At 59.1% G+C, this 16,694-nt stretch carries 16 protein-coding genes and 1 tRNA gene; 6 read left to right on the top strand and 11 right to left on the bottom strand.

Annotated elements, in window-relative coordinates:
* Positions 1-2: 2 nt before the first annotated feature.
* The 3 genes from FHT85_RS22430 to FHT85_RS22440 all read right to left on the bottom strand — a co-directional run bounded on the left by FHT85_RS22430 (position 3) and on the right by FHT85_RS22440 (position 6,318).
* Positions 3-3,323 (bottom strand): DUF2126 domain-containing protein, encoded by a 3,321-nt coding sequence (locus tag FHT85_RS22430; protein ID WP_112335147.1) that lies wholly within the window; start codon positions 3,321-3,323, stop codon positions 3-5.
* A 178-nt stretch (positions 3,324-3,501) separates the two neighbouring features.
* On the bottom strand, positions 3,502-4,929 hold the full coding sequence (locus FHT85_RS22435; protein ID WP_112335146.1) for a mannose-1-phosphate guanylyltransferase/mannose-6-phosphate isomerase: 1,428 nt from the start codon (positions 4,927-4,929) through the stop codon (positions 3,502-3,504).
* A gap of 288 nt (positions 4,930-5,217) precedes the next feature.
* Entirely contained in the window at positions 5,218-6,318 is a 1,101-nt protein-coding gene (locus FHT85_RS22440) for a DUF475 domain-containing protein (protein WP_112335145.1), read from the bottom strand.
* 414 nt (positions 6,319-6,732) lie between these two features.
* Here FHT85_RS22440 and FHT85_RS30595 point away from each other — a divergent pair, with 414 nt between their 5' ends.
* Positions 6,733-6,984 (top strand): hypothetical protein, encoded by a 252-nt coding sequence (locus tag FHT85_RS30595; RefSeq protein WP_112335144.1) that lies wholly within the window; start codon positions 6,733-6,735, stop codon positions 6,982-6,984.
* A 30-nt stretch (positions 6,985-7,014) separates the two neighbouring features.
* Here FHT85_RS30595 and FHT85_RS22445 read toward each other — a convergent pair whose 3' ends face one another.
* The gene (locus FHT85_RS22445) at positions 7,015-7,491 is read right to left on the bottom strand and encodes a hypothetical protein (protein ID WP_112335143.1); all 477 of its coding nucleotides are present in this window, start codon (positions 7,489-7,491) and stop codon (positions 7,015-7,017) included.
* A gap of 177 nt (positions 7,492-7,668) precedes the next feature.
* Positions 7,669-7,914 carry a hypothetical protein gene (locus FHT85_RS22450; protein ID WP_112335142.1) on the bottom strand — a complete coding sequence of 82 codons (246 nt, stop codon included), beginning with the start codon at positions 7,912-7,914 and terminating at the stop codon, positions 7,669-7,671.
* Positions 7,915-8,128: 214 nt separating this feature from the next.
* On the opposite strand from FHT85_RS22450, the gene FHT85_RS22455 reads away from it, so the two are divergent.
* The gene (locus FHT85_RS22455; protein WP_041677664.1) at positions 8,129-8,440 is read left to right on the top strand and encodes a hypothetical protein; all 312 of its coding nucleotides are present in this window, start codon (positions 8,129-8,131) and stop codon (positions 8,438-8,440) included.
* 138 nt (positions 8,441-8,578) lie between these two features.
* Here the strand turns inward: FHT85_RS22455 and FHT85_RS22460 are convergent.
* Both FHT85_RS22460 and cpdR1 read right to left on the bottom strand, forming a co-directional pair.
* A tRNA-Val gene (locus tag FHT85_RS22460) sits at positions 8,579-8,653 on the bottom strand.
* Between the two features lie 84 nt (positions 8,654-8,737).
* Positions 8,738-9,100: a response regulator CpdR1 gene (gene cpdR1, locus FHT85_RS22465; protein ID WP_004117561.1), complete on the bottom strand. Its 363-nt coding sequence runs from the start codon at positions 9,098-9,100 to the stop codon at positions 8,738-8,740.
* Positions 9,101-9,372: 272 nt separating this feature from the next.
* On the opposite strand from cpdR1, the gene FHT85_RS22470 reads away from it, so the two are divergent.
* Both FHT85_RS22470 and hisN read left to right on the top strand, forming a co-directional pair.
* Positions 9,373-10,272 (top strand): N-formylglutamate amidohydrolase, encoded by a 900-nt coding sequence (locus tag FHT85_RS22470; RefSeq protein ID WP_246780057.1) that lies wholly within the window; start codon positions 9,373-9,375, stop codon positions 10,270-10,272.
* Positions 10,273-10,612: 340 nt separating this feature from the next.
* The gene (gene hisN / locus FHT85_RS22475; RefSeq protein WP_112335141.1) at positions 10,613-11,386 is read left to right on the top strand and encodes a histidinol-phosphatase; all 774 of its coding nucleotides are present in this window, start codon (positions 10,613-10,615) and stop codon (positions 11,384-11,386) included.
* A gap of 5 nt (positions 11,387-11,391) precedes the next feature.
* Here hisN and FHT85_RS22480 read toward each other — a convergent pair whose 3' ends face one another.
* On the bottom strand, positions 11,392-12,366 hold the full coding sequence (locus FHT85_RS22480; protein WP_112335140.1) for an alpha/beta fold hydrolase: 975 nt from the start codon (positions 12,364-12,366) through the stop codon (positions 11,392-11,394).
* Between the two features lie 220 nt (positions 12,367-12,586).
* On the opposite strand from FHT85_RS22480, the gene FHT85_RS22485 reads away from it, so the two are divergent.
* A complete protein-coding gene (locus FHT85_RS22485; RefSeq protein ID WP_112335139.1) occupies positions 12,587-13,321 on the top strand; it encodes an SDR family oxidoreductase in 735 nt (244 codons plus the stop codon).
* Here FHT85_RS22485 and FHT85_RS22490 read toward each other — a convergent pair.
* The 3 genes from FHT85_RS22490 to FHT85_RS22500 all read right to left on the bottom strand — a co-directional run bounded on the left by FHT85_RS22490 (position 13,272) and on the right by FHT85_RS22500 (position 16,062).
* Entirely contained in the window at positions 13,272-14,210 is a 939-nt protein-coding gene (locus tag FHT85_RS22490) for a LysR family transcriptional regulator (protein WP_112335138.1), read from the bottom strand. The genes FHT85_RS22485 and FHT85_RS22490 overlap by 50 nt on opposite strands.
* Before the next feature lie 172 nt (positions 14,211-14,382).
* On the bottom strand, positions 14,383-15,450 hold the full coding sequence (locus tag FHT85_RS22495) for a cyclic nucleotide-gated ion channel (protein WP_112335137.1): 1,068 nt from the start codon (positions 15,448-15,450) through the stop codon (positions 14,383-14,385).
* 132 nt (positions 15,451-15,582) lie between these two features.
* Positions 15,583-16,062 carry an Lrp/AsnC family transcriptional regulator gene (locus tag FHT85_RS22500; RefSeq protein ID WP_112335298.1) on the bottom strand — a complete coding sequence of 160 codons (480 nt, stop codon included), beginning with the start codon at positions 16,060-16,062 and terminating at the stop codon, positions 15,583-15,585.
* Positions 16,063-16,192: 130 nt separating this feature from the next.
* Here FHT85_RS22500 and FHT85_RS22505 point away from each other — a divergent pair, with 130 nt between their 5' ends.
* Positions 16,193-16,609 (top strand): DUF2000 domain-containing protein, encoded by a 417-nt coding sequence (locus FHT85_RS22505; protein ID WP_112335136.1) that lies wholly within the window; start codon positions 16,193-16,195, stop codon positions 16,607-16,609.
* Positions 16,610-16,694: the final 85 nt, after the last annotated feature.

The following is a 16,694-nucleotide window of genomic DNA, read 5'->3' on the forward strand; positions in this document are numbered from 1 at the left end:
TTTCAAATTCCCGCCGGACGCCTGAGGTCGAGCGTCAGCGGGAATTCCACCGATGCAGTCTCCGGTCTTACGGCATAACCACCTGCTGTATGCCCCCAAGGCTCGAAACGCGCAAGACGTCGCGCTTCTGCCTCGTTGCCATTGACGGGGAAGGTGTCGTAGTTGCGGCCGCCCGGATGGGCAACATGATAGATACATCCGCCGATCGAGCGCTGTGACCAGGTATCGTAGATGTCGAAGGTCAGCGGCGTATCAATGGGGAGCACAGGATGCAGACCGGAGGCCGGATGCCATGCCTTGTAGCGCACGCCAGCGACCGAGACGCCCGCCATTCCCGTCGGCGTCAGCGGTACGGGACGGCCGTTGCAGGTCACCGTATAACGCGACGGATTGGAGGTTTCGAACCGCACCTGCAGGCGCTCGACCGACGAATCGACGTAGCGCACGGTGCCGCCGATCGCACCTTCTTCGCCCATGACATGCCATGGTTCCAGCGCCTGGCGCAGCTCCAGCTTGCTGCCCTCGTATTCGACTTCGCCGCAGAAAGGGAAGCGGAATTCGAGCTGCGCCTGGAACCATTCCGGTCTGAGGTCGAAACCGTTTTCGCGAAGATCGCCGAGAACGTCGAGGAAATCCTGCCAGATATAATGTGGCAGCATGAAGCGATCATGCAGCGTCGTGCCCCAGCGCACGAACTTGCCATCGATCGGGTTGCGCCAGAAGCGGGCGATCAGTGCGCGCACCAGCAATTGCTGGGCAAGGCTCATGCGGGCATTCGGTGGCATTTCGAAACCGCGGAATTCGACGAGGCCGAGGCGTCCCGTCGGTCCATCCGGCGAAAACAGCTTGTCGATGCAGATTTCCGAGCGGTGCGTGTTGCCGGTGACATCGGTTAGAAGATTGCGGAAGAGCCGGTCCACCAGCCAGGGGAGCGGCTGGATGCCGCGACCTGGCGCCGGCACCTGAGCCAGCGCGATTTCCAACTCGTAGAGGCTGTCGTGACGGGCTTCATCGATGCGCGGCGCCTGGCTTGTCGGCCCGACGAACAGGCCGGAGAAGAGGTAGGAGAGCGAGGGATGGCGCTGCCAGTGCAGCACCAGGCTCTTCAACAGGTCGGGACGACGAAGAAACGGGCTGTCGTTCGGATTGGCGCCGCCAACGACGACATGATTGCCGCCACCGGTGCCGGTATGACGCCCGTCGATCAGGAATTTGTCCGTGCCGAGGCGCGTCTGTCGCGCCTCTTCGTAAACCGCCGTCGTGATGTCGACGCAGTCCTGCCAGTTCGACGCGGGATGGATATTGACTTCGATAACGCCCGGGTCAGGCGCGACGCGAATGACGTTGATGCGTTCGTCTTGTGGCGGCGAATAGCCTTCGATGTGAATCGGCAGCGCAAGCTCAGCCGCCGCATTCTCGGCCGCTGCCAGCAGTTCGAGATAATGTTCGATCTTTTCGACCGGAGGCATGAAGACACACAGCCGACCGTCACGCGGTTCGACAGAGATCGCGGTGCGGACGGCGCCGCCGATTTCGCCGAGCGTCTGTTCGACCCGCGATTGCGAGCTTTCATCCACCTGGAACGAGGCTTCCGGCATGGTGCGGCCAGCTGGCACGATGACGTCAGGCAGAGGCATGCGCGGAATGGAGGGATCGGCCGTGTGGATATAGGGATAGCGTGACGGCGGCACATAAGGCAGCGTGCCGAGCGGCAGGCGATAGCCGACCGGAGAATCGCCGGGCACAAGGAAAATCTTGCCGCGGCGTGTGCGCCATTTTTCGCTGACCCAGCGCGTACCGCCAGCGCGCGCGTTCCATGCCTGTATGGGCAATATGTAGCCGGTTGGAGTCGTCAGACCACGCTCGAAAACACGAGCGATACGGCTGCGCTCCTCGGGATCCTTGAGCTTCGAATTGGAAGGATCAACGTTCTCCGGCAGGCTCCCTTCCTTGACGATCCATTCCGCCGGGTCCTCGTAAGCCGGTTGCACCATGTCAGGCTCGATCGCCAGTTCCTTGGCAATCGCATTCAGAAGCTTGCTGGCGCTCTCCGAGTCCGCACCGGTCTGTGCCGTTTCTTCGGCGATCAGAGCGGGGTTCTGCCAGATCGGCCGTCCGTCCTTGCGCCAGTAAAGCGAGAAGGTCCAGCGGGGCAGGCTTTCGCCGGGATACCATTTGCCCTGACCATAATGCAGGAAGCCGCCGGGCGCGAAGCGCTCGCGCAGGCGCCTGATCAACTGATCGGCAAGGTCGCGTTTGGTCGGGCCGACGGCGGCGGTGTTCCATTCTTCAGACTGGAAATCGTCGATCGACACGAAGGTCGGTTCGCCGCCCATGGTCAGGCGCACGTCGTCTTCCTTGAGGATCGCGTCAACCTTTTCGCCGAGTTCGTTCAAGGCATCCCAGCTTTCGTCGGAAAAGGGCTTGGTGATGCGCGGATGCTCGGCGACGCGGGCGACCTTCATGTCGAAATCGAATTCGGTATTGGCTTCGCCGAAATATCCGCCCGAGATCGGTGCGGCGTTGCGGTAATGCGGCGTGGCGGCAAGCGGGATATGGCTCTCGCCCGTCAGAAGGCCGGAGGTCGGATCGAGGCCGACCCAGCCGGCGCCGGGAAGATAGACTTCTGCCCAGGCATGCAGATCGGTGAAGTCGACTTCGGTGCCGGAGGGACCGTCGAGCGCCTTCAGGTCGGGTGTCAGCTGGATGAGGTAGCCGGAGACGAAGCGGGTGGCGAGGCCGAGATGGCGCAGCACCTGAACGAGCAGCCAGCTCGTGTCACGGCAGGAGCCTTTGGCTTTTTCCAAAGTCTCCTCAGGCGCCTGGACGCCGGCTTCCATGCGGATGACATAGCCGATCTCCTGCTGCAGCCGTGCATTGAGGCCAACGATCATGTCGACGGTCTTTTGTTCAGAGCGGTCGAGCGTGGCGAGGAAGTCTTTCAGCCGAGGACCAGGCTCCTCCGGCTTCATATAGATCGACAAATCCTCTCGGATCGTCTCGGGATACTCGAAAGGCCACTTCGTCGCTTCCTCTTCGACGAAGAAGTCGAAGGGATTGTAGACCGTCATATCGGCGACGAGGTCGACCTCGATCTTCAGTTCGGTCACCGGATCGGGAAAGACGAAGCGGGCGAGATAGTTGCCGTAGGGGTCTTGTTGCAGGTTCACGAAATGGTTTGCCGGGGTGACCTTGAGCGCGTGGCTCAGCACGCGCGTCTTGGAATGCGAGGCGGGTTTCAGACGGATGATCTGGGGACCGAGGCGAACCGGATTGTCGTATTTATAATGGGTGAGATGATAGATGCTTGCCTTAATCGCCATATGTCTCTTTGCCTAGCCCGCATCATTGTGCGGTGATTGCTGTTCCCATAGGCAGTGTGTGCAATGCAGCGAAAGAAAGCAAGGTGTCTCCAGGCACTTCGGAAAGTCCTGCAGTGGCATGCCAAACAAAAGCGGCGAGCTTTCGCCCGCCGCTTTGTAATCGATACCGTCGAAGATCTCAGCTTCTGCCGAACTCGTCGACGAGGCGGATGATGTCGTCTTCGCCAAGATAGGAGCCGGTTTGTACTTCGATGAGCTCCAGCAGGATCTTGCCTGGGTTGGCAAGGCGATGCACTTCGCCGAGCGGGATATAGATCGATTCGTTTTCGCGCAGCATCTGTACGTTTTCGCCGACCGTCACCTCAGCTGTGCCCTTGACGACGATCCAGTGCTCGGAGCGGTGGTGATGCTTCTGCAGCGACAGCTTCTTGCCCGGCAGCACGAAGATGCGCTTCACCTGGAAGCGCTCGCCGTTCAGCACCGAGGTATAGCCGCCCCAGGGGCGGTAAGAGGTCGGATGCGTCTCGGTGAGCTTGGCCGTCTTCTTCTCGCTTGCGAGCAGCTTGACGAGCTTGCCGACTTCCTGGCTGTCCTTGAGGTGGCCGACATAGACGGCGTCTTCGCTCGCGATGACGGCGACGTCCTCAAGGCCCTGCACGGCGACGTGCAGGCTGTGCGACATGACGAGCGAATTCTTCGTGTTGACCAGCGTCGTGGCACCCGTCGACACGTTGCCGCTTTCGTCACGGCTGCCGACTTTCCACACCGCATCCCAGCTGCCGAGATCGGACCAGGTGAAGGGCGAGGGAACGACTGCGGCATTGGCCGTCTTTTCCATCAGCGCGTAGTCGATGGAGATGTCCGGGCTTTTTGCGAAATTATCGGCGTCCAGGCGGGTGAAATCGAGGTCGCGCGTCGATTTGGAGACCGCCTTGCTGGCAGCCTTTTCTATATCAGGCGCAAATTCCTTCATCTCGGCGAGAAGCTGGGCGGCCGAGAACATGAACATGCCGGAGTTCCAGTAGAAGCTGCCGCTTGCCACCATCTCCTTTGCCTTTTCCAGGACGGGCTTCTCAACGAAACGCTTGACGGCATGTGCACCGGTCGAGAGCGCCTTGCCGCTTTCGATATAGCCATAGCCGGTCGCCGGTTCCGTCGGCTTGATGCCGAAGGTGACGAGCTTGCCCTGCAGTGCCGTATCGCGTGCCAGGCGTACGCAATCATAATAGGTCGCGTTGGCGTCGATCTCGTAATCGGAGCCGAGGACGTGCATGATAGCGTCCTTGCCGAAAAGCTCGGTGACGAGCGCGGCGGCGGCGGCAACGGCGGCAGCCGTGTTGCGGGCCACCGGCTCCAGCAGCACCGCTGCCAGTTTCAGGTCGAGTTCGCGGGCCTGTTCTGCGACCAGGAAGCGGAATTCCTCATTGGTGAGAACGATCGCCGCTTCATAGAGCTCGGGGTCGGCCACCCGCTCCAAAGTGTTCTGAAACAGCGTCCTGTCGCCGATGAACTGGATGAATTGTTTCGGGGCGGAAGCGCGCGATAGCGGCCACAGCCGTGTACCTTTGCCGCCTGCCATGATCACCGGGACGATTTTTGCCGCCATGCTTTGCCTCTCCTGGCCATCTCAATTGAAGCCGTCTGACGACGCACAACCATTGTGCGCCGACCATGCTCCTTCGACAATTTCCATCGCCATTGCGATGTTTTTTCTTAAAGCGCTAGCTCTGATACGTCGAGATCCTAAACATTCGACGACTTTAGTCCACAAGATCCACTGAAAGTGTGTCGCAGGCACCACTCTGCTTAAAAAAAGCATAAGTCATGGAAAGACTGCTTTCACTACAGATTAAGATAGCATTGCTTGTGAGTAATAATTTCAATGCTACATGGATCAAGCTTCCGCCCGGTCTTGCCGCTCATCCTGCGCCGGCGCGTGGTCGGGGCCGTTGCGTCTGTTGTACCGGATCGAAGACCAAAGCGAGATGCCGATCAGGGCTGCGCCGCCAAGGCCGGTGATGACTTCGGGGATATGCGTCAGCGTCTGCACGTACATGATCACCGAGAGGATCAGTATGGCGTAGAAAGCACCGTGTTCGAGGTAGCGGTAGTGGGCGAGCGTGCCCTTTTCCACCAGCATGATCGTCATGGAGCGGACATACATGGCGCCGATGCCCAGGCCGATGGCGATGATGAATAGGTTTTGCGTGAGGGCGAAGGCGCCGATGACGCCGTCAAAGGAGAAGCTGGCATCGAGGATTTCCAGATAGAGGAAAGCGCCGAAGCCGCCCTTCGCCGCAGCGCTCATCGTTCGCTGCGAGGCGTCCAGAAAGCCGGCTAGGACCTCGACGAGCAGGAAGGTCAGGAGGCCATAGATCGCGGCGTGCAGGAAGGTCGTCGCGTCATCACCGTCGAGCACCGAGGTGAAGATGAGGACCAGGACCAGCACAAAGGCGATTTCGACGCCCTTGACGGTCGCAAAATGTGCCATCCGCTTCTCGATGAAGCCTATCCAGTGCACGTCCTTTTCATGGTTGAAGAAATAGGTCAGGCCCACCATCATCAGGAAGGTGCCGCCGAAGGCGGCGATCGGCAGATGCGCTGCCTGCATGATCTCGGCATATTGCTCGGGCTTCGCAGCGGCGAGTTTCAGCGCTTCCCATGGGTTGATCCAGGCGGCGATGGCGACGATCACCAGCGGAAAGACGATCCGCATGCCGAAGACAGCGATGACGATGCCCCAGGTCAGAAACCGATGCTGCCAGACCGGCGTCATCTCCTTCAGCTTGTTGGCATTGACGATGGCATTGTCGAAGGAAAGCGAGATTTCCAGCACAGCCAGGACGGCACAGATGAAGAAGGCTGTGGCAAGGCCGCTGAAGGTGCCGGTGGTGTTCCAACCCAACAGCGCACCGAGCGTAAGGCCGCCGACGGTTACGGCAAAGGCCCAGCCGAAATAACCGAGAACGGATTTTGAGGCGGCGGGCGATTTCATGGATGCGCCTCGCTGGAAATGGAGTGGATATACCCGGATTGCGCGCATAGCCGCATACCGAAGACGGCATGCGGGTCAGGCATGGTCAAGCTCATCATGGAAAGAAATCCGCCGGCTCATCTGCAGGCGGTACCGACATCGCGAGAGCGCCGTGAAAACTCTCGCCAGAGGGGCCCGGCACCAAAGTTCAATCCGCTGCCGATGTCAGGAAGGCGCGGAGATGCTCCATAGTTAGTGAAGTTAGCATGCAGGTCAAGAGTTGAAATGATGATGGCTGTCCTTGCCCTCGATAATTGAGAAATTCGGGGAACCAAACGGAAAAGGCTGCGTTTGGCTTTCGGGTGTCTTTGTGACCATCCGCCGCCGCGGCGGGGTCTTTACCCCTAACAACAGCGTTCAACAGGAGGAACTCCGATGAGTCCAGCACCCATTCACCGCGCGCCGGAGGCGTCAAAACCGGAGCTGACGGAACGGCAGAAAAAGGCAAGGCCGAATACGCTTCGCCAAGCCCAGGTCTTGCCGCCTCATCAAGTGGATCTGACACTGCATCCTGTAACCCATGAGGACGTGCACGTTCCCGCCCACGTCAACGGTTCGGACCTATCCCGGGAAGCGCCAGGCGATGCAAATCATGGCAGAAAACAGAAAAATGCGCTGCCGCACTAACACAAGATGACGGCGGCGCGATGATGATGGCTACTTGTGGCGAGGCGCTTTGCCATCGGATGTAAAGCTGCCGTTGAAGCTCATTTCCGGCGATTTGGCCGTACATTCGATGGCGACCGGCTTGCCAGCGTAAGGATTTGCGAAGGTGCAGGCGCCCTTTGCTGGGACTTGATTTGACATATCGTTGCCGGCACCCGTCGCGATAACGTCGATCGGCAATTGTGCGGTGCCTTTCTGGTTGCCGGGCTTGATGCCTTTTCCATTGCCACGGAAGCCGAGCATTTTGCCGCCGGATGTGAAAATGAAAGTCACGGAGCCGTCAGGTGCGGTGACGCTGGCGAGTTCTGCCTTGCATCCCTTGGAGGCATCGAGTTTGCCGACCACGAGCTTGGAACATTTTCCGCTGACCACGGTGGCGCCCTGTGCCGGAAAATTCTCGACGGTAGCAGCTGCGGTCTGTGTGGCGACCAGCGCCGTCAATCCAAAAGCAATGCCTGCGAATCGCATAAGAGAGGCTCCTTTCAAGCCCATGCAGATTCGCCGATCAAAATGTGGCAGTCAACCCGAAGCGGTGCACAAGTCCAAAGCCAACAGACGGCGCCCGGATCCAAGGCCGGGCACGTCGGAGTCCGATGGCAGGAATGCCACTGTCGTAAAGTCACCGCGGCCGTTAGGCGACGCGTTTCAGTGTTGTTGTGCGGATTCCGGAACAAGCTCGCCGATCAACTGCAGCAGGGCATTCTGGCGATCGCCGCCTCCGGCCAGGAATTCATAGAGGGTCATGGTTTTCTCGCTGCCGCCATCGACGACATAATCCGCCTGGCGGATGACGTAGACCTCACCGCTCTCGGTGTCGCGGGCGAGATGGAACATGTACTCATCGCCATTGGGCTTGTGGTTCTTGTAGAACTGCCGCTTCATCACCGTCATCTCATCCTCCCGTATGATCGATACGCTGATATGACAGTAGGATGACGGCGCGGCCGGAAGTCAAGCGGCTTGTAGCGGGAACTTGTGTCGCAGGCTCCGTTCGCCCCCGCAATCGCCGCGAACATCAGCATGTGATTGGCTATCTTCCAAAAGACTACTATTCTCGACCTGCGCTCGAATTTTTCGGGACGCGGCTAGTTGGAGATCGAAGCACATGAGAATGATGTTAGCGTTGGGAGCAATTTTGAGCCTGGCATGCGTCTCTGCCGGCGAGGCGCCTTCGAATTACCAGACCTACCATGGCGGCATTCGTGCCGATAGCGATCCGGTGGTGCTGGCGACATATGAGAGGGTTCTCGATCGCTGCGAGCCTGAGGCTTATTCCTGGCGCCGTGGCTCTCCGGATCCCAACAGTACCCCTTACTGGCTGGCTCTGCGAAATTGCCTCTATCGTCACGGCTTTGTCGATCGTGGCGTCTACGCCTATCCGACGACGGCGGTTTTGCGGCATTTCCTGGATCGCTGACCGGGCTGCAATTCGCTTCAGGTCGAGGGGTATTTTTCGGCTTGATCCGCTTTGGGGATAACCGGACTCTGTCAACCGATAAGAAATGAAAAAGGCCTTTCGATTTCTCGAAAGGCCTTGCTTTTCAGCGAATTAGGATGGTGGGCGTGACAGGGATTGAACCTGTGACCCCTACGATGTCAACGTAGTGCTCTCCCGCTGAGCTACACGCCCATCCGATGGCGGCGCATAGATCACAAAACCTTGGTGGCCGTCAATAGGCTTTTTTTCGGTTTTGTGACGTTGCCGCCGAAAGCCTTACGCGGCAAGGAGTTTGTTGACTTCATCGACGAGTTCGCGGAGGTGGAAAGGCTTGGAAAGGACCTTGGCATCCTTCGGCGCCTTCGAATCGGGGTTCAGCGCGACGGCGGCAAAGCCGGTGATGAACATCACCTTCAGGTCCGGATCGAGTTCGGTGGCGCGCCGCGCCAGCTCGATACCGTCCATCTCAGGCATGACGATGTCAGTCAAAAGCAGCGAGAACGGCTCTTCGCGCAGCCGGTCGTAAGCGCTGGCTCCATTGTCAAAGGACAAGACCTTGTAGCCGGCTTTTTCGAGTGCCTTCACGAGAAAGCGACGCATGTCGTTGTCGTCTTCGGCAAGAAGTATCTTCTGGGTCATCATCTCTATCGCTAATCAACTTTGTCTTGTTGGACTCGTCCAGCGTTTAGGGTACCGCGGCGCCGTAAACAAGCCGTGAATGGTCAGCCAAAACGCGCCGTTCCAGCATTTGTTCGAAGCATAGGTGCATTCCACGAAAACGTCCTGCGTTTTCGCTGACCGGGCATCCGAGAATCCGAATACGGTGTTTTAGATTAAGGCCATTTCGCTCAAGTTACTATGGACTTGCGGTCATGCAACTGGCAACATGATTACTGCGACAAGTTGTTGACATGGTAAAGACGTTGATGTCCGCGGAAATGCGTAGTTTCGAGATTTTCGAGGTATTGGAACCCGCTTCCCAGACGATACCGTTTGTCTACAGTTCACCTCACAGCGGTCGCATCTACCCTCCCGATTTCATCGCCCAGTCCCGCCTGCAGGGCATCGCTATCCGCCGCTCGGAAGATCACTATGTTGACGAGCTCTTCTGTGCGGCGAGCGCGCTTGGGGCGCCGTTGCTGCTCGCCAATTTCCCGCGCGCCTATATCGACGTGAATCGCGAGCCCTATGAGCTCGATCCGCGCATGTTCGATGGCGCGTTACCCGCCTATGCCAACATCAATTCGCTGCGGGTCGCCGGTGGCCTTGGCACGATTCCGCGAATCGTCGCCGAAAACATGGAGATCTATGCGCGCCGCGTGCCGGTCGAGGACGCGCTGAAGCGAATCGACACGATCTATAAGCCTTACCACGCCACGTTGCGGCGGCTGATCGCACGCACCCATGTCAAATTCGGCTTCGGTGTGCTGGTCGATTGTCATTCGATGCCGGGCAATATCCGTATTGCTGGCAGTAACACGCGGCCGGATTTCATCCTCGGCGATCGCTACGGCACCAGCGCCTCGGCCGAGCTTTCGCGCGCCGCCATGCAGATCCTCGAGGAGATGGGCTTCAACGCCGTGCGCAACAAGCCCTATGCCGGCGGTTTCATCACCGAGCATTATGGCCGCCCGTCGCGCGGGCTGCATGCCCTGCAGATTGAGGTCAATCGCTCTCTCTATGTCGACGAGACGACGCTCGAGAAGCGCCCGGATTTCGACAAGGTCGCCGCCGCCATCACGCTCTTCATGAAGCGCATGGCCGAACATGTGGAATCCTACACGGGCGATCCGGCGCTGGCTGCCGAATAGCGATCACCATTCTCTCTAGCAAGCGTGGAAGGCCGCGGTTCTGCGCTGGCTGTTTCGCCGCGCCTTAACTCCAGACCCAGCAAAAAAGAACCGCGCTCGTGGCGCGGCTAAGTCTAGGGAGGAAACACCCAAGGAGGGTATTTACAGTCAGAAGACTGTAGCTGGATATTGATCTCGCACTGCACAAATGTCAAGCATTTTATTGCGGTGCAAAATATTTAGGCAAGTTTGAAAACTCTGCCTGATCGGCAGGCATTGCGCCCATTGCGTCATCATGCGGTTTGCTTCATCGGCTATATGCGCTATGGATCGCTCATCCCATCACCTAATCGGATTGACCATGCTCCCCGATCGCTCGTTCTTCTATCGTCTGGCTGAAGCGGCCAAGGCCGAAACCCTGCCGCGTTTTCGTGCCGGCATCGATGTGGTCAACAAGGAAGCCACGGGCTTTGATCCCGTGACGGAAGGGGACCGTGCCGCTGAAGAGGCGATTCGCGCGCTGATCGAGGCCGAATTCCCCGAACATGGCATTCTAGGCGAGGAGCATGGCAATGTCGGGCTCGATCGCGAGCATGTCTGGGTCATCGATCCGATCGACGGCACGCGCGCCTTCATCTCGGGCGTCCCAGTCTGGGGAACGCTGATCGGCCTGCAGAAGAACGGCCGCGCCGTCATGGGTTTGATCGATCAGCCCTTCACGGGCGAGCGCTATTTTGCCGATGGCAATGGCGCTACCTATTCCGGTCCGGACGGCGAGAGGCGGTTGCGGGTCCGCGATTGCGGCAGCCTCTCCAATGCGATCCTTTTTACCACCTCGCCGCATCTTTTCGCCGGCGACGAGCTTGCCAAATATCGCGAGATCGAAAGTCAGGTGCGCCTCTTCCGCTACGGCTGCGATTGCTATGCCTATGCGCTGCTGGCGGCAGGTCATATCGATCTCGTCATCGAGAATTCGCTGAAACCGTATGATGTCGGCGGCATCATTCCGGTCATCGAGCAGGCCGGCGGCATCATGACCACCTGGGATGGCGGCCGTCCGGAAATGGGCGGAACGATCATCGCAGCCGGCAGCCGCGCCGTTTACGAGCAGGCCCTGGCAGTTTTATCCCGCTAAGTCCTTCAGGCTTCGGCCTCAATCTCATAGGCATTGTTCTCGGCATCGCTGCCGGGGATGAAGGCGTGGATCGCGGCAAGTGCCTGATTGCGATAGACATCCCGTTCCTGCAGGATTTCATGCTTGGCGCCGTGAATCGGTACCAGCTGTGCGGCGCGGAAATAGCGCGACAGCCGCTCCTGATCGGCATAAGGCACGACGCCGTCGCGCGTCGGCGCGATCAGGACGGTCGGAATCTGGATCGAAAACAGATGTTCGGGCCTATCGACCCTTTCGATCGCCCGCAAGGCCTGCGACAGCCAGCGTGCCGTCGGCGGTCCCAGGGAAAGTTGCGGAAAGGCGGTGCCGATGCCGATGTTGCGCCGGTAGCGCTGCTCGTCCGTGGTCAACGGGTTTTCGGCAAACGGTCTTTCCTTGAACTTCTTGCTGAACTGCATGCGGCCCAGGCCAACGCCGCTGACCGCCCCGGAGAGGAAGCGGATAAAGCCGGGGGAGGCGCCGTGGCCGGTCAGGCCGATGAAGGGGGCGGACAGCACCATGCGCTCAATTCGGCTTGTAAGCCTTGGCGCGGCAGACAGGGCAATTAGTCCGCCCGTCGAATGGGCAAGCAGAAAGAAGGGCAGGCGTGTATCCGGCAGGACAATCTTGTCGAGGAAGGCGGTCAGATCCCGCTCATAATCGGAAAAATGGCGGATATGGCCGCGCAGCGGGTCTTTCAGCAGCCGCTCGGATCCGCCCTGGCCGCGCAGATCGAAGGTCGCGACCCACAGGCCCTTAGCTGTGAGGTCGCGGATTGTCTCGAAATATTTCTCGATGAATTCGTTACGGCCCTGCAGCAGCACAACGGTTCCCTTGGCAACCGGCTGCTCGCAACGGAAGACGGCATAGCGCAGCTTGCGGCCGTCGAAACTTTCGAAGAAACCTTCGGTGCGGTTTTCCGGCACCGGATTGTCTGCCGTGGAATAGAGGATCGAATCCATGACGGTGTCGCGCCTCGCTGACCAATGTCTCACCTCAAGGGGATAGCGCAGCCTCATAGAATTGCAACAGCTTTGTTGGCGGTTTCGCCAATCGAATCCGGTGTGCCTAAAGACGATAATCCTGCATCGGAGATTCCGATGGTGCCATCGTTTTTCTCCGTTTCATCTTCTTGAGCAGCTTTGCGAATGTTCGGGCGTGGTCATCACCTACTGGAAAGACATGCCAATCACTGAAATTGCGAATTCGAGAATTCTTATTGTCGGCGGCAGCTCCGGAATGGGACTGGCGCTGGCGCAACGCGCGCTTGCCGCCGGAGCCGAGGTCATCATTGCTGGGCGCGATCCAGATAGGCTGAAGCGCGCTTGCGCAGAACTCCAAAGCCCATCGGTTTCAGTTGAAACAGTCGATATCACGCAAGAATGCCAAGTCGCCGGTCTGTTTGAGCGCATCGGCCGACTCGACCATATCGTAAGCACCGCCGCCGATATTGAGGGTGCTTACGAGCTGCTGCCTTCGCTGGATCTCAGGGCTGCGCAGAGGGTCGTGGAAAGTAAATTCTACGGTCCGCTGCTGCTTGCGAAATATGGGTCGCCCTTACTCTCTGCCACGGGCTCCATTACGTTCACGTCAGGCATTGCCGCTTATCGTCCGGCCGCACGGGGGTCGGTGGTCGCCGCCGTCAATGCTGGGCTGGAAGGATTGGTTCGCGCACTCGCCGTCGAGTTGGCGCCCATTCGTGTAAACGCCGTTTCACCTGGCTGGGTCGATACGCCCATCTGGACGTTCGTTGCCGGTGATCGGAAAGAAGAAACATTGGGCGCCATGGCAAAACGGCTGTTGGTCGGACGAGTGGGACAACCGGAGGACATCGCCGATGCTATAAGCTTCCTGATGGGTAACGCCTTCACAACGGGAACGATACTGCATGTCGAAGGCGGACATCGGCTGATTTAGCGGATGCAAAGCCGGTGCTTGCGAACGCCAGTACAAGCTTCAAAGCTGGTGGTTGAACACGCCTGCGCCGCCAGATCATTACAAGCGAGGCTGTCCGCATCGGCCCTGGCCAGGGCATTTCACCGATTTCGCCACGATGGAGTGCGTCCGCAACGGCAAACCGCGGAACCAAGCTCGAGCCCGTACCGGCTGCCACGAGCCGCGCAATGGTGCCGATGCTGCCGACTTCGGCGGCGAGCTTCGGTGCCGCCGTTCCTGCCGCTTGGAATGCCTTGTCGAAGAGGTGCCGATAGACGCAGCCGACCTCGGTTGCCACGAAGTTCATCGAAGCAAGTGCTGCCAGATCGCTTGTCTTCGATGATGGCTTCTGTGCAGGAGGGGTAATGAGGATCAGGGGCTCCGTCGATATCGCTCGCTTTGCGAGGCGTTCATCGACCTCGCCCCTGTCAAAGCAGAAGGCGATATCGATCTCACCGGTTTCGAGCTTGCGCAATAGATCGCCGCTGCCGGCAATCTTCACCCGCAGATCGATATCGGGATGATCACGCTGAAAGGCCGGCAACCATTGCGGAAGCTTGATGGAAGCAATGGTCTCGAGCGCGCCGATCGTCACCGTCCCAGCCGCCGCTGCCGAGACTGCTTCAACGGCCGTGCGCGCCTCGCTGGCGATTGTCAATATTTCTTCGGCATAGGGTCGCAATGCCTCGCCAGCTGCCGTCAGCTCCAGGCCCGATCGCGACCGGATAAAAAGCGCCGTGCCCAATTCGGCTTCGAGCGACTGGATCTGATCACTCACGCTCGATTGCGCGAGATGGACCTCTTCGGCTGCGCGGGTGAAGTTCCGGTTCCGCGCGACCGCCAGGAATGTCTTGAGTAATCGGGGGTGCATCGAGCCGTGCCGTGCCAAACGAGTGTGACAAGCGTCATCTAATGCGAGACGACGCCAATACGAGTCAGGCTGCCACATCCCTTGTATCGACGTCAATTCGCTACGGGATGGCCAGCGGTATGCGCAATTTTATTGTGCCCTCGAAGGCGCCTGCTGCGTGATGTCGATCGCGTCAAGCCTTCGGCGCCGCGCCCCGTCGCTCCAGCGCGGTCTGGCGGATGATCTCGGCAATCTCGGGGCTGCTGCTCGAGAGCATCTGGAAATCCGATGAGTAGAGCGATAGCAGCGAGACCTCGGTCGCAGCGCTGACGGTTGCCGAGCGGGGCTCGCCGGTGATCAACGCCATCTCGCCGAAGAAGCTGCCGGAGCCAAGCTCCACCGGGTTCGGTGTGGCGACGCTGACGCGGCCCTCGACGATGAAATACATCTGATCGCCGGCTTCGCCCTTGCGGCAGATGATACCGCCCGCCGGCACGACGCGAGGTCTCAGCGCCCGTACGATCTCGATGAGGGCGCCTGAACCGAGCTTCTGGAACAACGGCACTCCCGCCACCAGCTGCCAGTTGCGCACGAAGTCCTGGCGGCGAACCTCTTCGTAGAAGCCGGTGGCGAGAATGCCGGCCCACAAAGCAAAGATGCCGATACCGCACATCATGACCAGCCCGGCAAGGGTGCGGCCGGCGAGACTTTGCGGGATCTCGTCGCCATAGCCCGTGGTCGACAGCGTCGTCACGGCCCACCACATTGCGAGGGGAATGCTGCCGAACTTGTCAGGCTGGACGTCGCGTTCGATGATGTAAGCGGCAAGCGCTGCGGCGAACAGAACGATGCCGAAAATCGAGGTGACGCCGATCAGGTTGCGTGCCTCCTTGGTCAGGACCCTGCCCAGCAGCCGGAAGAAGGTCGAACCGCGCAGCGGTTTCAAAAGCCAGATGGTGCAATAGAGGCTTTGATCGCGCCCGCGAATGAGAAGGAAAGCGGCCAAAGGGACCAGAACGGCAAGCATATCAACGGCGATTTCCGGTATCCTGCCGCGAACGTCCCTTGCGCGGTGCATGACCAGCGTCTCGATCAATTGCAGGACATAGACGGCCCAGATGCCGGCAAGCACGAGTTCTAGAATGAGCCTCGTTTGTCCGACGATATCAGGCGTCGTAAGCACCGCCACCGTCAACAGACCGATTGCAGCCAGAAGCGTATTCAGCGATGAGGAAATCTTCGAGAAAGAGAGCGCCGACATTTTATACCCCGGGCAATACCCTAGGGTGGGCAGCCACTTGCCCGAGAATAGGATGGCTTCGATCCAAACGTAAAGAGGCACATGGGCGCGCTATTTCCTCCATAGCGCACCTGGCATCCGTGCCTTGCGCTGTTATCGCTGGCCGACCCCAAGCGGAAAGCCCTTGAAAGGCTTGATTTCCTTCAGCACGAAGGTGGTCTGCATCTCCTTGATACGTGGCAGGCGACGCACCACAGACATGGCGAAATCGGCATAGCTGTCGAGATCGGCGGCCACCACCTGCAGCAGGAAATCCGCGTCACCGGCGATGCTGTAGCAGGCCACGACCTCGTTGAGTTTCAGCACGTCATGGGAGAACTCCTCGGCTTCCGCCTCACTGTGGCTGTCGATCTTGACCCTGATGAAGGCAAGGACGCCGAGGCCGATCTGGCGCCTGTCGAGCGCGGCCGTATAACCCTGGATCACGCCAGTTTCTTCCAGCTGGCGCACGCGTCGCCAGCACGGAGATGTCGAGAGCCCGACTTCGGATGAAAGCGCTTGGTTCGTCAGGCGCCCATCCTTCTGAAGGGCGCCGAGAATCTTCAAATCGATGGGTTCAAGGGTGTCTGGCATATCTAACCTCTTATCTGCAAATGTGAGGCAGATTCTACCATAGTCTTCGAATGTACGGCAATGAAAGGCAAGATTATCCTTGGCGAGAGAGATATCCTTCGATCCCATTCGTCAACAGCAGCAGGTCTCCATGCTTCCCGATATCCGTCTTGCCATCGTCATCAATCCGGCACTGCCGCTTGGGCTGATCGCCAACACCGTCGGCGCTATCTCTATCGGGTTGGGCGCAAAGTTTCCCTCGCTCGCGGCAAGGCAATTGACCGACAGGGAGGCTCGTACCATCGACATCAGTTCGAACATGCCCGTCCCGATACTGCAGGCGGATGCGGAAACCATACGATCTCTGTTGCTGAAGACCTTGCCGGTGGAAAACGACCGCGCGATCGTTCCCTTTCCTGCCTTTGCCCGCTCGCTGCACGATTACAGGGAGTATGAGGTGACGTTTCCAAATCGCGATCTTGCTGATGAGGCGATCGACGGCCTCGGGCTGGCGGGGCCTTCGAAATGGGTGAAGTCGCTTACTGGGTCGCTGAAGTTGCTGCGGTAGTGTCCGCAAAGAAAAAAGGCCGGCTTGCGGAGATAGAGAGATCCGCTTCGCCGGCCGAGCAAGGACTGAAGAAGAAGGGACGATA

This window comes from Rhizobium sp. BK312, assembly GCF_014193605.1.
GTDB lineage: Bacteria > Pseudomonadota > Alphaproteobacteria > Rhizobiales > Rhizobiaceae > Rhizobium.